The organism is Spirosoma endbachense, from assembly GCF_010233585.1.
GTDB lineage: Bacteria > Bacteroidota > Bacteroidia > Cytophagales > Spirosomataceae > Spirosoma > Spirosoma endbachense.
Genome location: NZ_CP045997.1, coordinates 8,812,611 through 8,829,453, shown reverse-complemented (window position 1 = coordinate 8,829,453; position 16,843 = coordinate 8,812,611). Strand labels below are relative to the sequence as shown.

Annotated in this window: 12 protein-coding genes; 6 read left to right on the top strand and 6 right to left on the bottom strand. The window is 48.9% G+C overall.

The window, feature by feature from the left end:
- Window positions 1–177 precede the first annotated feature (177 nt).
- The 3 genes from GJR95_RS35630 (at window position 178) to GJR95_RS35620 (ending at window position 1,934) form a co-directional block, all read left to right on the top strand.
- Window positions 178–552, top strand: a complete 375-nt coding sequence (locus GJR95_RS35630; protein WP_162390389.1) for a hypothetical protein — start codon at window positions 178–180, stop codon at window positions 550–552.
- A gap of 50 nt (window positions 553–602) precedes the next feature.
- Window positions 603–989 carry a hypothetical protein gene (locus GJR95_RS35625; RefSeq protein ID WP_162390388.1) on the top strand — a complete coding sequence of 129 codons (387 nt, stop codon included), beginning with the start codon at window positions 603–605 and terminating at the stop codon, window positions 987–989.
- A 363-nt stretch (window positions 990–1,352) separates the two neighbouring features.
- Complete coding sequence (locus GJR95_RS35620; RefSeq protein ID WP_162390387.1) at window positions 1,353–1,934, top strand: IS3 family transposase; 582 nt, start codon at window positions 1,353–1,355, stop codon at window positions 1,932–1,934.
- A gap of 68 nt (window positions 1,935–2,002) precedes the next feature.
- On the opposite strand, the gene GJR95_RS35615 is transcribed toward GJR95_RS35620, so the two are convergent.
- From GJR95_RS35615 to GJR95_RS35605, 3 genes are all read right to left on the bottom strand, one after another.
- A complete protein-coding gene (locus GJR95_RS35615) occupies window positions 2,003–3,265 on the bottom strand; it encodes an FG-GAP repeat domain-containing protein (protein ID WP_162391995.1) in 1,263 nt (420 codons plus the stop codon).
- 126 nt (window positions 3,266–3,391) lie between these two features.
- Complete coding sequence (locus GJR95_RS35610) at window positions 3,392–6,262, bottom strand: PVC-type heme-binding CxxCH protein (RefSeq protein ID WP_162391994.1); 2,871 nt, start codon at window positions 6,260–6,262, stop codon at window positions 3,392–3,394.
- A 75-nt stretch (window positions 6,263–6,337) separates the two neighbouring features.
- On the bottom strand, window positions 6,338–7,057 hold the full coding sequence (locus GJR95_RS35605; protein ID WP_162390386.1) for a 3-keto-disaccharide hydrolase: 720 nt from the start codon (window positions 7,055–7,057) through the stop codon (window positions 6,338–6,340).
- A gap of 479 nt (window positions 7,058–7,536) precedes the next feature.
- Here GJR95_RS35605 and GJR95_RS35600 point away from each other — a divergent pair, with 479 nt between their 5' ends.
- Window positions 7,537–8,520 carry a beta-propeller domain-containing protein gene (locus tag GJR95_RS35600; protein WP_162390385.1) on the top strand — a complete coding sequence of 328 codons (984 nt, stop codon included), beginning with the start codon at window positions 7,537–7,539 and terminating at the stop codon, window positions 8,518–8,520.
- Window positions 8,521–8,555: 35 nt separating this feature from the next.
- On the opposite strand, the gene GJR95_RS35595 is transcribed toward GJR95_RS35600, so the two are convergent.
- From GJR95_RS35595 to GJR95_RS35585, 3 genes are read right to left on the bottom strand one after another with little or no spacing between them, the layout of a single operon-like run.
- Window positions 8,556–9,458, bottom strand: a complete 903-nt coding sequence (locus tag GJR95_RS35595) for an alpha/beta hydrolase (protein ID WP_162390384.1) — start codon at window positions 9,456–9,458, stop codon at window positions 8,556–8,558.
- A 21-nt stretch (window positions 9,459–9,479) separates the two neighbouring features.
- Window positions 9,480–10,121, bottom strand: coding sequence for a DUF1349 domain-containing protein (locus GJR95_RS35590; RefSeq protein ID WP_162390383.1), 642 nt, complete (start codon window positions 10,119–10,121; stop codon window positions 9,480–9,482).
- A gap of 18 nt (window positions 10,122–10,139) precedes the next feature.
- Window positions 10,140–11,501 carry an AGE family epimerase/isomerase gene (locus GJR95_RS35585; protein WP_162390382.1) on the bottom strand — a complete coding sequence of 454 codons (1,362 nt, stop codon included), beginning with the start codon at window positions 11,499–11,501 and terminating at the stop codon, window positions 10,140–10,142.
- A gap of 466 nt (window positions 11,502–11,967) precedes the next feature.
- Here GJR95_RS35585 and GJR95_RS35580 point away from each other — a divergent pair, with 466 nt between their 5' ends.
- A complete protein-coding gene (locus GJR95_RS35580; protein WP_162390381.1) occupies window positions 11,968–13,611 on the top strand; it encodes a pectate lyase family protein in 1,644 nt (547 codons plus the stop codon).
- 79 nt (window positions 13,612–13,690) lie between these two features.
- Window positions 13,691–16,843 (top strand): DUF6298 domain-containing protein, encoded by a 3,153-nt coding sequence (locus GJR95_RS35575; protein ID WP_198424772.1) that lies wholly within the window; start codon window positions 13,691–13,693, stop codon window positions 16,841–16,843.

Sequence of the window (16,843 nt, the reverse complement as noted above, 5' to 3'; positions counted from 1 at the left end):
ATTAAATGGGAAACGACGACCTATAATTGGAAAGAGATCATTAATCAGTTCAGCATTATCTTTGAAGAACGAATCAAATCGCATCGCATCGAATAAAACCTGCTGACACAGTTCAGCGAGCACTCCCATCGATTTATTATTAATCATAAATCCTTTACAACATTTCTAGGCAACTACATGGCAAAAGAGTATCCAAGTCGCCACCAGCTCTGTAGTCAGGGTAGCTTTTACATTAAATTTCAAATTGCATACGATGGTAATATTCAGAACATATCAGCGACTAAGGGGGCCGATTCTCTTGTCATCAATTTGTTCAAATCGTCTATTAAAGCAACCGAGAAATATTGGAAAGTAACGAAACCTAACCAATCAGAGGTACTTCTGCTGCCAATCCAATATAACTACATGGCTGGTTGTAGAAACGACAATTCTGTCATGCAACTACAGCAAACCTTTGTGTTTGATGATGGAACGCCTTTAAGTTTTCTGTCTTGTAGCGTTTTAAGTCCTTTGATTCAGGTAGTAAATAAGGGGCAAGAAGAATTAAAATAAAGCCTTCATAAAGAAGCGTATGCTACTGGAAATAATAGTCAAAATCCAGTATGAATACGTATCTCAATGATTTAGTAGCATATAGGAAAAAGAAAACTCGACTCTTTAAATGGAAAGTTGTCGAAACTTATCGTACTGAACGCGTCCAAGCTTCTGAAATTGAAGAACGTCTTGGCATCTCTGGGACGGAATTGCGCCGTCTAAACCGCAGCTATTTTAGGTACCGCTTACTTCCTCTGTTATTTCCTAAAAACCGTCGTAAAGCCATGAAACGGGATGCTGATTATGTCAAAATGTTAGAGAAGAAACTAGCCGAAACCGAGAATCAATTTTTACGCTTACAAGCCGAGGCCTACCAAACTGTGATTCAGATTGCAGAGGAGCAATTTCACATCCCTATCATAAAAAAGCCTGGCGCCAGGCGGCCGAAAAATTAACTCGTCGCTACCCCTTGGTGGGTATGGAGTTAATCTGTAGACTGTTTGGCAGAGTGCGTCAAGCCTGGTATGCGGCTACCCGGCGGCAAGAAAGAACGAGTTTCCAAATTGATGCTATTTTGCAGGAGGTCAGACGTATACGTCGTGAAGTACCTGGTATGGGTACTCACAAGCTTCATAACGAGCTGAAGACATTCCTGATGCGCCATCGCATCAAATTAGGTAGAGATCGATTGCATTTGCTCTTAAAGGAGCATGGGATGTTGGCCAAAAAGAAAGTCAACAAAGTGGCTACTACAGAGTCTAATCATCCTCATTATAAGTATCCCAACATGGCTAAAGACTTGAAGCCGACTCGGGTAAATGAACTTTGGCCGGGCCGCCGGTGCGGTGAGCGATCCGACGTACATTCCAGTGGGCGTCAATTATGCTTATTTGTATGTCATTATGGATGCCTTCTCACGCAAAATTGTGGGGTGGTCTTTGCAGAAGACAATGCATGCGCAGGGAGCACTTAATGCTTTAAAAATAGCCTTGTCGGCCCGTAAAGACATTAGTCAGCCACTCATCCACCACTCTGACCGGGGTGTGCAGTATTGTTCATGGACTTATGTACAGCGCCTAAGGCAAGCGAATGCCACTATTAGTATGACTGAATCAGGTGATCCGAACGAGAATGCGATGGCCGAGCGGGTACTTCGCTCCCTAAAAGATGACTGCAAATTAGCGCGTGGCTTCTCTTCTTTTTCAACAGCTGAAGAAGGCGTCTCCCAAGCCATCAATGCTTATAACACGGTTCGCCCCCATGCATCATTAAATTATTTGACTCCAAGTCAGATGCATCAGCGTAAGCGTAAACCCAAGCTTCGCCGGGCGCCGGTGCGCTGGTATCCGTACAAGAAAGTCCGGTACGGAAATGTACAATATGAAGCGGTATTTCGGTGATTTTAATATCTGTCCAACTCAATCAGTAGCATACGACACCCTCAGATATAATATCGTTAGGTTAATTTCTATTTCTTCATCTTATTCTCAAATAGAAAAACCCCGTTTTTATTGGCCACAACAAGGTCGGTTTTCTTGTCGCCGTTCATGTCCTGCGCCACAATATTGAGCCCCGCACCCGAGTCGTTGTCGATAACATGCTCTTTATAATAAGGCTCTTTACCCGGCGTAAACTCAAACCACATGAGAATAGCCGGATCACTGTCGCCGGGGTCACGACCGTGGTGAGCCAGAAATCGCTTTCCGGTTATATAATCCTTACGACCATCTCCGTTCAGATCAGCCATGATCGACGAATGAGTCTGGGCTGTGGTGTTACTCATTAAGTGGGTTTTAAAAGTAAGCTTACCCTGCTCATCGACTACCTGCTCATGCCACCAGACACCCAATGCATGGGCCGATGCGCTTACTACATCGTTTTTTCCGTCGCCATTCACATCCAGTACCTGCATGTGGGAACAGGGTTCGCCCAGATTTGCCGGATGGAATACCCAGTTGCCGGATTTTTTATCGGCCGTTCCTTCAAACCAGCCCTCACGAACCACAACATCGTTAAACCCATCCTTATTCACGTCGCCATACCCGATTCCGTGCGAAAAGATCTCGGTTCCGGGTACGTTCTCCCGGCTCAGGGCGAAGCGTTTCCAGGCGGTTTCACCTGGTTTGTCGGGCGCTTTTAGCCATACAATCTGTTTCTTCGCCTTATCCCCGCAAAGAATATCGAGTCGGCCATCGCCATCTATGTCAATAAAACCCGGCGACTCATTGGCGATGCCAACGGAATCGTCGAGAGCGTGTTTTTTCCATTGGCCCGGTTGATTTTTGGGATTCTCAAACCAGAAACCCGGTTTTCCGGGAAAGTCAACAATGACGACGTCGTCCCAGCCATCCTGATTTACATCCATTCCCATATTCAGGAACGAATCACTATACTCCTTTCGAGGGTCATAGACGCGGGAAGGAGCCATCTCGTGGCGTTTCCAACTGGGCGCTTCAAACCAGTAATAACCGGCAACAATGTCCATTAGCCCATCCTTGTTCAGATCAGCGACGGCTACTCCTTCGGAAATAAAATCTCTCGTTATTTCTGTCTTTTTAAAGTCATCAGACAGCACGATGGACTTTGAATCAGGGGCGTTTGCGGTTGTATTCGCGGCCTGCTGCTGGCGTACTTTAAACAGGGATTTATCCTGACCATACGCGTTTATAATACAGCCGAAAAGGAGTAGGCCGCTCAGCAAATGTCGGCTATTCAGGTCTATTCTTGTCATCATGGCTAGTAAGGGATTTATGAACTATGGAGAATGAATAATAAATCATACAGTCGGACTACTTTCGGTGCTTACCACTACGATTCATTTTACCTCCTCCATGTTCATTCTATGGTATCCAGGTTTTCACTCTTCCAGTACTTTGGCAATCAACGCCTGAATTTCATGGCTTTCGTGTGAATGATCCAGTTTGCCGACCCGGTTATTCAATTCTTTCAGGACTTTTTTAGAATCCTCCGTACCGATTGCCGCAACGCGCTGAATGGTGTAGGGGAGATGCTTCGGCATTTTGGATTTTTGCGCCAGTTCCAGCGCCCGCTTCATATCGATAGCGGCCAGCGGTTCGGCGGCATACCACAGCATCAAAGGCAGGTTATGATCATCCTTGTCTTCTTCTTTTTGAACGAGCGCATCCAGTACATCCCAGCGTTGCGCCGGTTCCAGCCTCAGCATGGCCGATGCCAGATAAAGCCGAACAAGCGCCGAATTATCGTTCTGGGCCATTGTAACAAACTGTTTCAACGTTTCCGGAGAAACGCTTTTGTCTTCGGCGAGTAGTTGAATGGCCCAGCTTCTGACGTATTCATTTTCATTCGTCAGCAAATCGGTCAACTCCTTGTCGGTGAGCCCCTTCGTGACATGCAGCGCCCAGAGTGCCCGTAGTTTTCGGGTAGCATCGGGATTTTTTGCCAGAATTTCTTTCAGAGCTTTCTGTACCTTTTTATTGGGTCCACGTTCCTGTAAAATCGTTCGGGCTTGCCGTACATACCATTCGTTGGGGTTCAACTGATAATTAACCAGTTCCATATCCGATGCCTTAGCTAAATCGACCTGTACCCATTTGTCGTTTTCATGGGTAATCTTGAAGATTCGGCCCATGGTTTTGTCATGCACGTCAGGATTGGGGCTGTGGCATTGGTTCTTATCGTACCAGTCGATGGCATAAACCGAACCGCTTGGGTCGTACTTGAAATTCAGCCATTGCGACCAGGAGTCATTCATGGCCATGAAATCCGATTTGTGGGTGACCATATAACCCGATCCAGACCGGGTCGGATGATCCTGGTTGAACCGGGAACCGTTGATGTTATTCATGAAAATATCATTCCGGTATTCCTGAGGCCAGCTATTGCCGAGGTAGATCATTGCCCCGGAATGGGCATGGCCACCTCCTGCAGAAGCCGACCGGAAATTACCTGCATGAGGACCGCGCTCGCCAACCCAGTGTACGTGGTCGGCATGGGTTTTGATATCGTCGTAGGTATACGGGTTGAAATGCTTTCCTGCCTGCCGGAAATAACGTCCTCCCTGAATCATGTGATACATATGCGGAATCACACAGGCCGTAACGAACGCATGGCCATAGTCGTTGAAATCCAGCCCCCAGGGGTTGCTGGTGCCTTCCGCAAATAGTTCGAACTGTTGGTTTGTTGGATGATACCGCCAGACCCCGGCGTTCAGCTTCAACCGTTCGGAGTCTGGAGCCCCCGGCTTACCCACGTTTGAATGAGTAAATACACCGTGGGTGCCGTAAAGCCAGCCATCAGGGCCCCATCGCAGGCTATTCAGTACTTCATGGGTATCCTGCGTGCCCCAGCCATCGAGTAGTTTTTGGGGAGGCCCAGCCGGCCTGTCATTTTTGAAATCGGCCGGAATAAACAACAGATAAGGGGCTGCACCGAGCCACACACCACCCATGCCGACCTCAATACCACTGACCAGATTTAGCCCCTCCGCAAAGACTTTTCGGCTGTCGAGCGTACCGTCGCCATTCGTATCCTCAAAAATCAGAATGCGGTCCCGTCCCTGACCTTCCGGTGCCGGAACCGGATAGGTATGTGATTCAACGACCCACAGCCTGCCCCGTGCATCGAGCGTGAAACAAATCGGTTTGACAATATCGGGTTCGGCGGCTGCCAGTGTGATTTTAAAGCCTTTAGGCGGTGTCATGGCCTGTGCCGCCTTGATTCCAGAAAGCCCTGCATTCAGGACAGGGTCCAGCGGTGGCAGGATGATGATATCTTTTTGTTTCAGCTCGTTCGGAAAGTTTGGGCGAGTGGCGTAAAACAGAAAATTATCAAAATTGATGTGCGCCCATTTATCATTTGGAATGTACGGAATCTGCGAAATACCCGTCTCGTTATCGACGATGCGGATAAAGATATCCTGATTTAAATACGGTTGCAGATCAGCGATGACCGGCTGGAGAGTGGCACGACCTTGCCCGGTACTATGAAAAATGACCTTATCTGTGCCTGCCAGTACCAGTTCGACCCGCGTATCCTGCAAGGCACCGCCCGAAACTTTAAAAGCGGCAAACGGCTGGGTTACGGTGAAAGGAACAGACGTTAAGGTTCCAGTTTGTTTATAGTTGGTGGTTCCTCCACTACTCAGGAAATAGTTTCCATCAAAACCGATGTGCATATCTTTTTCATGAACTGGGGATGGGTCGTCCTGAGCGAAAAGCGGACTGGTAAAGGCATCTCCGGTGGCCGTCCAATCCTTTAATGTCCCCGTTTCGAAATTCAGATTCAGGGGTTGTCCATTCTTCATTGGCACCTGACCGGCAACCGTAGCCGCCGTGATAGACCCTTCGACCACCTCAAAGTTTCCAACCATACCTGCTGCCCGATGTCCGGGAACAGTACAGTAATACGTATCGCTTTTATCGGCCTTGAACGTAATGCTGGTACGCGTTCCTTTTTCCTGAAGGGTCTTACTTTTGAGGCCGAGTTTTTCCAGCGCAATATCATGCGTCATCAGCTCGCCGTTGATGATCGTAATGCGGACCCGATCGCCTTTGTTGGCTTTTAAGGTGGGATTTCGGGAGCCATCTTTGGCAAAAAAGCCCAGCATGGTCGCTTCAAGGGTATAATCGCGATCAACTTTCGCCGTGTCCTGAACGACTTTGGTTTGGGAAGATTGGGCTATACTATCCATTACAGGTAGTATAAGGCTACTAATTAGGAAGGGTATGAGCAACCGGAACTTGTTCATCGGAATAGGTCGTATAACTTGCATGTAAGGATAAGGGGTTTTCTGAGCAGAATTTGGGCATTCCAGGGCTGAACGTTAAAGCTCGGATATGGTCAGGTCTCTGAATTCAACCTGAGCAACGCCCCCGCTGTGAATCTGAACGGCAATAACGCCTTTAGATGGGATTTTGCTGTCCAGCTCTATATAGTCGCAGGTTTTAATGCCATTGATGTACAGCTCATGGCGGTTGCCTTTACAGCGGATGATGTAACTATTCCAGCCATCTTCTTTAAGAACACGCCTGAGGGTTCTCAAATCGCCACCAACCAGTTTTCCACGCCGGTGTTCATCATAAATATCGCCCCAATATCCATTGCCAATATCAGCCTGATACCCAACTATTTTACTGCCCTCAAGAACGGATCGGTATTGAATTCCACTATTGATCATGCCCGTTGACGGGTTGCCTGACAGCCGGAACAGGCAGCGAAATTCAAAATCACCATATTCTTTCAGGGTATATAGGTAGGTATTCTCCGGTATCTTTTTTACACCGTCCCCACTTCTAATCACACTATCTTTTACAAACCACAGGTTGGAATGAGCGGGGTCAACGGTATTCCAGCCAGCCAGGGTTTTTCCATCAAATAATGATTCCGTTTTGGGAAGTGACTGGGCAGAAGCCTGTAATCCATTGACAACCTGAAAAAGTGAAATGAGGAGCAGGGTCAGAAACCGGTTCGATGTGACAGGAAGCAGATACTTCCGGCAGGCGTCAATCTGGTTCCTGTTTTCGGGTGATTGTCCAGTTTGCATACGATATAGGCTTCAACGAAAGTTTGATAACCTGTCAAGGAATTATCCTTATTAAAATACTAAAAGTAATAATTATATTGATAAGCAGACTAGATGTAGTCACATCTTAACAAGCATTTCCAACAAGTATATACCCCAAATCCAGTTCCTTTTTCTACGCCGTATGCCTGCTTCCTGGTTGAGTAATTGAAGGGCTTACTGACGAACTGAATGGAAATTCTCGCTAATGGACGTATGCACTTCCTGAAAACAGTAGTCAGTTACTGAAGTATACAATCTGCGTTATTTACTGATCAACGATCTTGCTTTCAGCGTGAGTTAGTGGCTGCCAGTTATATAGAGTTGGCTCCGGCAGTTGTAACGTTGTATTATGAATGCCCTCCGAATTTTTTTAGGTAACGAAAACGGAGTAGTTGCACGCCCTTGATGTACTTTGTCAATCATAGAAAATTTGTTATCCCGAACCTATTCCAACGACCATGAAAACCTGCTTTACATGTTTGGTTCTCTGCTTAATGAGCCTTGCCGTCGGCGCACAGGTGGCCCAACTGCCTGGCAAAGGACTAAGTCAGCATCCGTTTCTGTATGCCGGAGAATGGGACTATCGCAATCCGATGCAAACGCTCTGGGTTGTGCGGGATGGTAAAGTTGCATGGTCGTATGGCATCCCGATCAAGGCGCCTAATGGCGAACTACAGGAGCTGGGCGATGCGCATATGCTTTCGAATGGCAACATCCTATTCTCCCGAAAAGTAGGGGCCAGTGAAATTACGCCCGATAAGAAGATCGTCTGGAACTACGAAGCACCGCCAAAATGTGAAATTCATACAACGCAACCCATTGGTAAAGATCGCGTTATGTTGATGCAGAATGGCAATCCGGCAAAGCTTTTGATCATCAATAAAGTGACGGGTAAAACCGAAAAAGAACTGATCATTCCGACCAGCAGGCCCGACAGTCCGCATGGACAGTTCCGCCATGTCCGTATGACCAGAGCAGGCACATTTCTGGTGGCGCATATGGAAGGCAAAGTCGTGGAATATGATTCGGCGGGTAAGGTGCTCTGGTCGGTGGATGTGCCTTCACCCTGGGCCGCTGTTCGGCTTAAAAATGGGAACACAATGATCAGTGGAGATGCGAGCCGCTATGCCCGGGAAGTGAACCCCAAAGGCGAAACGGTTTGGGAGTTCACCCAGAAAGATCTGCCCGGTTTTTCTTTATTCAATGTGCAGGAAGTAAATCGACTGGCCAATGGCAACACCGTAATTTGCAGTTGGTGCGCCAATGGCATTAAAGACGCCAAAGACTGGCCGGGTTCTGTTCAGGTTTTTGAAGTAACGCCCGATAAAAAAATCGTTTGGGCGTTGAGTTCCTGGCAGGCTCCTGCCGATCTGGGGCCTGCATCAGCCATCCAACTGCTCGACGAGCCGGGCATTGTCGAAAACGGCGATTTACAGCGTTAAATACGTGTCAATGCTGAGGTAAATCGCCGTTTTGCTCACCTGGATGCCTTATTGGTTTGGTCAATTTTGGGGGTCAACAAGTTCGTGTCGGCCATCCAGTCGGCCATGCGTTGCGGCCATGTTTTTATCGAATTCAGTTTGGACCGATCACCCATGTTGAATCCGTGCTTGCCCTGCGTATAGATATGGACCTCAACCGGAACATTGGCGGCCCGGTATTTTTGAAGCAGGCTGACAATCGGGCCGGAACAGCACACATCATCATTTGCGGCCAGCATAAAGGCGGGTGGTGCATCGGCTGGAACTGTTTCGGGAACACCCAGCGGACCCGGATAAATCAGCATTTGAAAATTTGGTTTACCATCCAGCCGGTCAATGGGGTCGGATGCGTCGGGCTGACCTTTACCGGGTGCATAAGCGACCATCCCGACAACTTCGCCACCCGCCGAAAACCCCAGCATTCCAAGCCGATCCGGGTCGATACCATATTCTTTTGCTTTACTGCGAACGAGCCGCATAGCCCGGTAAGCATCTTTCCGTGGGTGCTTATCCAGCGAGTAGGGTGAATTTTCTTCGCGGGCAAGCCGATATTTTAACACAAAGGCAGCTACGCCAATACTGTTCAGAAAGAGCGCTGGCTGATTGCCTTCTGCATTGAAAACAAGCTCCCGATGACCACCTCCGGGACAAATCACAACGGCAGCGCCGGTGGCTTTTTCCTTGGGCGGCAGATAGACGGTAATCGATGGATTATGAATGTTTTTTACCCAGTAATCTTTCGCCTTTTCGGGCTCATTTCGTCGGTTTTCGAAACCGGGTGCCCCATTGGCCCAAAGCGGAACCTCCGTGGGTGTAGCCTGTGCCTGCAACAGGCGAGGCCCTAAGCCGATCAGCAGATACAGGGCAAGTTGGCCGTAAATAAGTGGGGCTCTGGTCATAATAAGGTTTCGTTTAGACGGCTACTGCTTTAGTTGAACATTCCTGACAATCGCTTCCTCTACTTTGGCTGGATTGTGCGAACAGATGTAAAGTCCGACCATCACTTGTTTAGACAGATTACTCATGGTATGCGAACCGACAGTCTGTAACGACTCTCCTTTTTTCGCTACCCGCATGGTATATTCATCGCCCTTACGTTCCAGTTGTATAGTCTGAATACTCTTTTGCGGGCTAAAAATTTCATCTTCCGGATCGCGCATAGCCATCCCTTTTTTTACCCGCCATTGCAGCACCGTCAGGCCATCGCCATGATCGACTGCACTGATGTGAGAGGCATTGTCGTCCAGTGATTCGCGGACCATCCAGCCCACTTTACGGTGTGGGTCAGTACCGGTTCCAACGAATTCAAAGTCGGCAGTGGCCGTAAAGTCGCCCGTCAGGTTCTTAAACAGATACTGAAATTCGTCCCGCTCAAACCAGATGTTATACCCAGAACCTTTCAGGGTGTATTCTTTGGTCTGCGCGTTGTATTGCGACGAACCAGAGAGTTTAGGATTGCCAACATCGACACTTTGTTGAAAAACGCCAATCTTTTTGGCAGGCGCAAAGCTGATCGACAGGGCGATGGTTACAATGAGGAATGCTAAATAAGTCGTTTTCATGACAAATGGTTAGTTGGCTCAATGGGCTGACGGTTTGGTTCGCGACTGATCGACACAACTCGTCAGGGCACGATAGGTATGGTAGGCCGCTTTCCAGATATGGCCCTTCAGGCCCGTCTTGCGCTGCGGATCTTTGTCCAGTCCTTCTTCGTACCAGTCGCCGTGTTCGTGGTCGATCAGATACGTCTGACAGTATTGCCAAAGCAGCTTGTAATTGTTGAAATACTGCGCAGGATCATTGGGGAATTTATTGGCCATGAGCAGGAGCGTATTGAGCCCTTCGGCCTGTGTCCACCAGTTTTTGCTCTCTTTAATAATTGACATGCCGGGCTTGTCTTTGAAGTAGTAGCCCTGGTCGTAGAACCCGCCTACGGTTTTGTCAAATCCCGTCGCCAGCGCATGGTCGACCATTCGTTTGCCTACCTCCAGCGTTTTGGTGTCATTTTTCAGACCTAATACATGCGACGCTTCAAGCATCAGGTAAGCGGTTTCAACATCATGGCCAAACGAAACGTGGTCGAGGTTGCGATGCTTCAGAACAACGGTTTCCGATGAATCCCGATAGGATACGGGTGTCCAGTCAGGCTGGAAAAACAAGACTAAATTGCCCTTGGGCGACGTAATTTTGTCCCGTATCAGCAGCAGCATTTCGTTGAGCCGCTCCCGAACGAGTGGATCGGGCCAAACGCCGTACAGCTCCGTTAAGGCTTCCAGGAGGTGGATAGAGCTATTCTGATCTTTATAGCCAAGATCGGAGGTAGAGGGTACGGATGCATCGCGCTTGATAGGCGTACCATCCCGGCGCAGATGCTGAAAATAACCTTTGTAAACGGGATCGTGGCTATGCTTTTCCAGCCAGCCGAACGATTTTTTTGCCAGATTTAGCGCAGCCGTATCGTGCGACATGTGGTAATAAGCGCTCAGGGCGTAGAGCCCAAAGGCGTTTCCATAAGCTTCTTTGTTGCCAACGCCTTTAACCGTGCCTTTTCGGTCGACCAGCGTATAAAAACCACCGAATTCTTTATCCCACATGACATCCCGAAGGAATCGGAAGCCGTGCTGAGAGTTACTCTTATAATAGGTTGTAGCCGGATACCGTTCGGCCGCTTTGGCGGTCGTCCAGGTATGGCGGGCCTGGGTAACAATCATCTTGTCCTGTGGCCCGGTGGGTTTGAAATCATACGTGAAGGTGCTTAGGTAACCACCAAACTCCTTGTCAACCGCCTGAGGATACCAATCGTTGAGCATTTCGGTACGAACGGATTTTTCCATTTCAGCGGCAATACGGCTCCGCTCCTCAGTCATTTTTTGTGACACAACCTGATGCGTTAGCCCAAGGAGTAGGGCGATCAGGCTAAACGTAAAACCTGTGCTTTTCATAAAGTAGGATTTCGGAATAGGTTCAGGACTTTACCAGTTCAAGTAATGCTTCCCAGCTGAAGCTTATAGTTAAAATGATTCTGCAATTTCCCGGTACAACAAGGCATTTTGGCAGGATTCATACCCGTTTTGCGCGTAATTGATTCATTATTCCAGTCAGGCTTTTTTGAAATCTGGTCATCACCCGGCTGTTGGCAGGAGCGTCTATAAACTACCTAGAAGATAGTAGGCAAAATCTACGTGCCTTTCTAGTATTCCGACCTCGTTTAGTATGCGAATGGGCTGATCCAGGCGGATGATAATATCCTATACATTGCCGAAAAAATGATATAGATATTGGCACTTTTTTTAGCCTTATTTTGAGATTGATATACAATCTAGCCATTAACCCTAGTTTCGTATTCTCCAGATTAGCTAAATCGTTGTTTATTAGGAGAATACGGGTACTTGACAGAAATTCCGTCACATGAAGAAGCAACTTATTCCTGTCCTACTTTCGGCTGTTCTGCTTTTTGCGCATCGACCAGCTTCAGCGCAATACCCGACAATTCCGCCGGATATTCAGAAGGAAAGTGACGATCTGCTCAATGAATCCAGACGTCAGTCTGATATTGCCTGGGAAAAGGCAAAGCCAATCATCGATAAAGAAGCCAAAGAAGGTAGGCCCTACATTCCCTGGGCCGCTCGACCTGTAGATTTACCCCAGGCCAGTATCCCGGCTTTTCCGGGAGCAGAAGGCGGTGGCGCGTATACATTTGGCGGTCGGGGCGGAAAAGTATACGTCGTGACCAGTCTGGAAGATCGCGGCCCCGGCACATTACGGGAAGCCTGTGAGCAGGGGGGCGCACGCATGGTTGTTTTCAATGTGGCGGGTATTATCCGGATTAAAACCCCAATCATCATTCGGGCTCCGTATATTACGATTGCCGGGCAGACAGCACCGGGCGATGGCGTTTGCGTGGCGGGCGAATCAGTCTGGATCAATACGCATGATGTCGTTATCCGCTACATGCGTTTTCGGCGGGGTGAAACCAACGTGGGCCGTCGCGACGATTCAATTGGGGGAAACCCGATCGGGAACATCATGATCGACCACGTATCGGCGAGCTGGGGACTCGACGAGAATATGTCGATGTATCGCCATATGTATAACGACAGTACAGGCAAGACCGTAGAAGAGAAATTACCTACGGTAAACATTACGATTCAGAACTCGATTTTCTCGGAGGCATTAGATACCTGGAACCATGCCTTTGGCAGTACGCTGGGTGGCGAAAACTGTACGTTCATGCGCAATCTATGGGCCGATAACGCAGGTCGGAATCCGTCGATTGGCTGGAATGGAATCTTCAATTTTGCCAATAACGTTATCTTCAACTGGGTGCACCGGTCAACGGATGGGGGCGATTACACGGCTATGTACAATATTATCAACAACTACTATAAGCCTGGTCCTGAAACACCGAAGAATTCGCCAATCGGCTACCGAATTTTGAAGCCCGAATCGGGACGGAGTAAACTGAGCTATCGGGTTTACGGTCGTGCCTATGTGTCCGGGAACATTGTCGACGGGAATGAGAAAGTGACAAAGGATAACTGGGACGGGGGCGTACAGGTTGAAGATATGGCCGATGCGGGTAAATACACGGCAAACATGAAATGGAATGAACCGTTACCCATGCCCAAAATCACCATCCTGCCGGCCAAACAAGCTTACGACTATGTGTTAGTCAACGCCGGAGCCACACTTCCCAAGCGTGATCCGGTCGATACACGGGTGGTCGAGCAAGTACGTACAGGTAAAATTACGTACAAAGAAGGGGTGAAATTGCCAGAATCGCAGTTTAAGCACCGTCGCTTACCCCTGGATTCGTATAAGAACGGCATTATCACTGATCCGATTCAGGTAGGTGGCTATCCTGAGTATACCGGCAAACCCTATGTCGATTCGGATAAAGATGGTATGCCCGATGCCTGGGAAACGAAAAATGGCCTGAATCCAAACGATGCGGCCGATGCCAGACAGGATAAAAACAAGGATGGCTATACCAACATTGAAGATTACCTGAACAGTGTCGTATCCGTTCAGCAGGTAAGACCGAGAACGTAGTCCCCTTTTTGTGATGGCTCTGACCACTCAGAGCCATCACAGATACGAATAAATCCAGTCCTAATCCCTCCCTCGAATCGTGTTGAAACCCTACTTATTTATCGCTCTGCTTTATCTTCTGGTCGCTCTTGGGCGTGTTGGAGACGTGCGTGCGCAGGGAAATAAGCCGGTCAGGAAACAACCTGTTTCGCTCGATAAGCAGGGGCATTTGATCTATGCACCCGACGAACGGGAGAATCGAATCCCTGACTTCTCGTATTGCGGCTATAAAGCTGGTGAACAGGCCATTCCGAACGCCGATATAAAAGTAGTTGTACCCGTTCGGAAGGGTGATGCAACCCTCCGGATACAGGCCGCAATTGACTACGTTGCCTCTTTGCCAGCCAATTCAGAAGGAATTCGCGGGGCTGTTCTGCTCGAAAAGGGCGTTTATGACGTCGCGGGTAGCTTAAAAATAACGGCTTCGGGTGTAGTGCTTCGGGGTAGTGGAATGGGAGCGGGTGGAACGACGATTCTGGGAACGGGTTTCAGCCGTGATAATCTTCTGACAATTTCTGGTAAAAACGACCGCCAGCTAACCGCAGCGGTACCAATTTCGGACGGTTATGTACCCGTAAATGCTACTAAAATTCGGGTCGCTCAACCGACTGGATTTGCCATCGGTGATTGGGTGCAAATTCGCCGTCCGTCTACAAAAGAGTGGATTCAGAAACTACAGGCCGATCATTTTGGCGGAGGAATTACAGCCCTGGGCTGGAAACCGGGCCAGCGTGATCTCTATTGGGATCGTAAAATTACGGCGGTTAATGGGGCTGAGCTTACAGTCGATGCCCCCATAACAACCGCCTTGGACTCTGCTTTTGGTGGAGGTACGATTGCCCGGTATACCTGGTCGGGTCGAATTGAGCAGTCGGGCGTAGAGAATCTGGTTCTGGAATCGACCTACGACAAAAACAATCCGAAAGATGAGGATCATCGCTGGATGGCCATTGTGCTCGAAAATGTACAGGATGCCTGGGTAAGGCAGGTCGTTTTTCGCCATTTTGCTGGTTCGGCCGTATACGTGCAGGAAACGGCAAAACGGGTTACGGTTGAAGATTGCCAGTCGATGGCGCCGGTATCGGAAATTGGTGGGGAGCGTCGCTATACCTTCTTTACCAAAGGGCAACAGACGCTCTTTCAGCGGCTTTATTCGGAGTATGGTTATCATGATTTCGCGGTAGGTTTTTGCAATGCCGGACCTACTGCGTTTGTGCAGTGCGAAGCGCATTTGCCGTTCAGCTTTAGTGGCACTATCGACAGTTGGGCATCGGGCGTGTTGTTCGACGTCGTGAACATTGATGGCAACGCCCTGCGATTTGCCAATCTTGGCCAGGACGGTCAGGGAGCTGGCTGGAGTGCAGCCAATAGCGTGCTCTGGCAAAGTACGGCCGCCCGAATTGACTGCTATCAACCGCCCACTGCCCAGAACTGGGCGTTTGGATTGTGGGCGCAGTTTTCAGGAGATGGGTATTGGGATATGTCAAACGAACATATTCACCCACGCAGTTTGTATTATGCCCAATTAAAAGACCGTCTGGGCGACAAAGTTACCGACCGAATTAGTTTACTCCCAGTCGACTCGGAGGCTTCGAGCAGCCCCAAAGTAGATGTAGCGGCTGCGTTGACCAAACTCGCTGTCAACCCTGCCCCGACATTATACGATTTTATCACGGCTTCTTCCCGTCGACAGCCCATTCCAACGACACCAAATGCCCGCTCGATCGACGCCATTGGATTGCCCAAAGATGCAACTCTCTCCAAAGGCGAACCCATGCAGATTCAGCATGGAAAACTAGTTCGGGGAGCAAAACTACTAACGGGTCGGCGGCAGGAAGTGCCCTGGTGGAATGGTAGTGCTCGTCCGTATGGGCTCGACAATGCCAAACCACACATCACCCGCTTTGTGCCGGGTATGAGCGGGCAGGGATTGACCGATAATCTGGAGGAACTGACCGATTCGATGAAAGTACGGAATATTCTGGCTATCGATCATAACTACGGTCTCTGGTATGAGCGTCGACGCGATGATCATGAGCGTATTCGCCGGATGGATGGCGAGGTGTGGCCGCCTTTTTATGAATTACCCTTTTCCCGTAGCGGAAAGGAAACGGCCTGGGACGGACTGAGTAAATATGATTTGACGAAATATAATAACTGGTATTGGAGCCGCTTAAAACAGTTTGCTGACCTCGCCGACCGGAAAGGCCTTGCCCTGATCCACGAGAATTATTTCCAGCACAACATCATTGAAGCAGGTGCTCATTATGCCGATTTTCCGTGGCGGCCTGTTAATAACATCAATAATACGGGTTTTCCGGAGCCGGTTCCGTATGCGGGCGACAAACGGATTTTCATGGCTGAACAATTTTACGATGTGTCGCACCCGGTTCGTCGGGCGTTGCACAAAGCTTACATTCGGAAGTGCCTGGACAATTTTGCGGACAATTCAGGCGTCATTCAGCTCATCGGGGCAGAATTTACGGGACCATTGCATTTTGTACAGTTCTGGATCGATACCATTAGCGAATGGGAGAAGGAAACTGGTAAAAAAGTTATTGTTGGCCTGAGCACGACCAAAGATGTTCAGGATGCTATTCTGGCTGATGCCAGACGAGCAGCGGTCATTAACCTGGTCGATATTCGCTACTGGCATTATCAGGCCAGCGGTACGGTCTATGCACCCGCCGGTGGGCAGAACCTCGCCCCGCGTCAGCACGCTCGTCTGGTCGTTCCCAAAAAAACGTCGTTTGAACAGGTGTATCGGGCGGTGCGGGAGTATCGCCAGAAGTACCCCGAAAAATCCGTTACCTATGCTGCCGACAGCTACGAGTCAATGGGCTGGGCAGTGTTGATGGCGGGTGGGTCTATGCCTACTATCCCACTGATTGCCGATCCTCAATTTTTAACGGATGCGGCTCAAATGCAGCCACTCGATTTGACTCAAACGGCCCCGAATCAATGGATTTTGGGCGCAGAGAAAACCGGCTATATCCTTTACAACGAATCGCCAAACCCTGTTCAACTTGATTTGACAAAAGCCGTGGGTTCGTTCTCGGTCAGTTATGTGAACCCCAAAACGGGCCGGATCACGAAATCGAAAGAGGTGGTAAAAGGAGGAGGAATGGTCAGTCTGAAAAATCAGTCGACGGATGCGGAAGTAATTTGGGTTAAAAAAAGTAAAGGATTATGA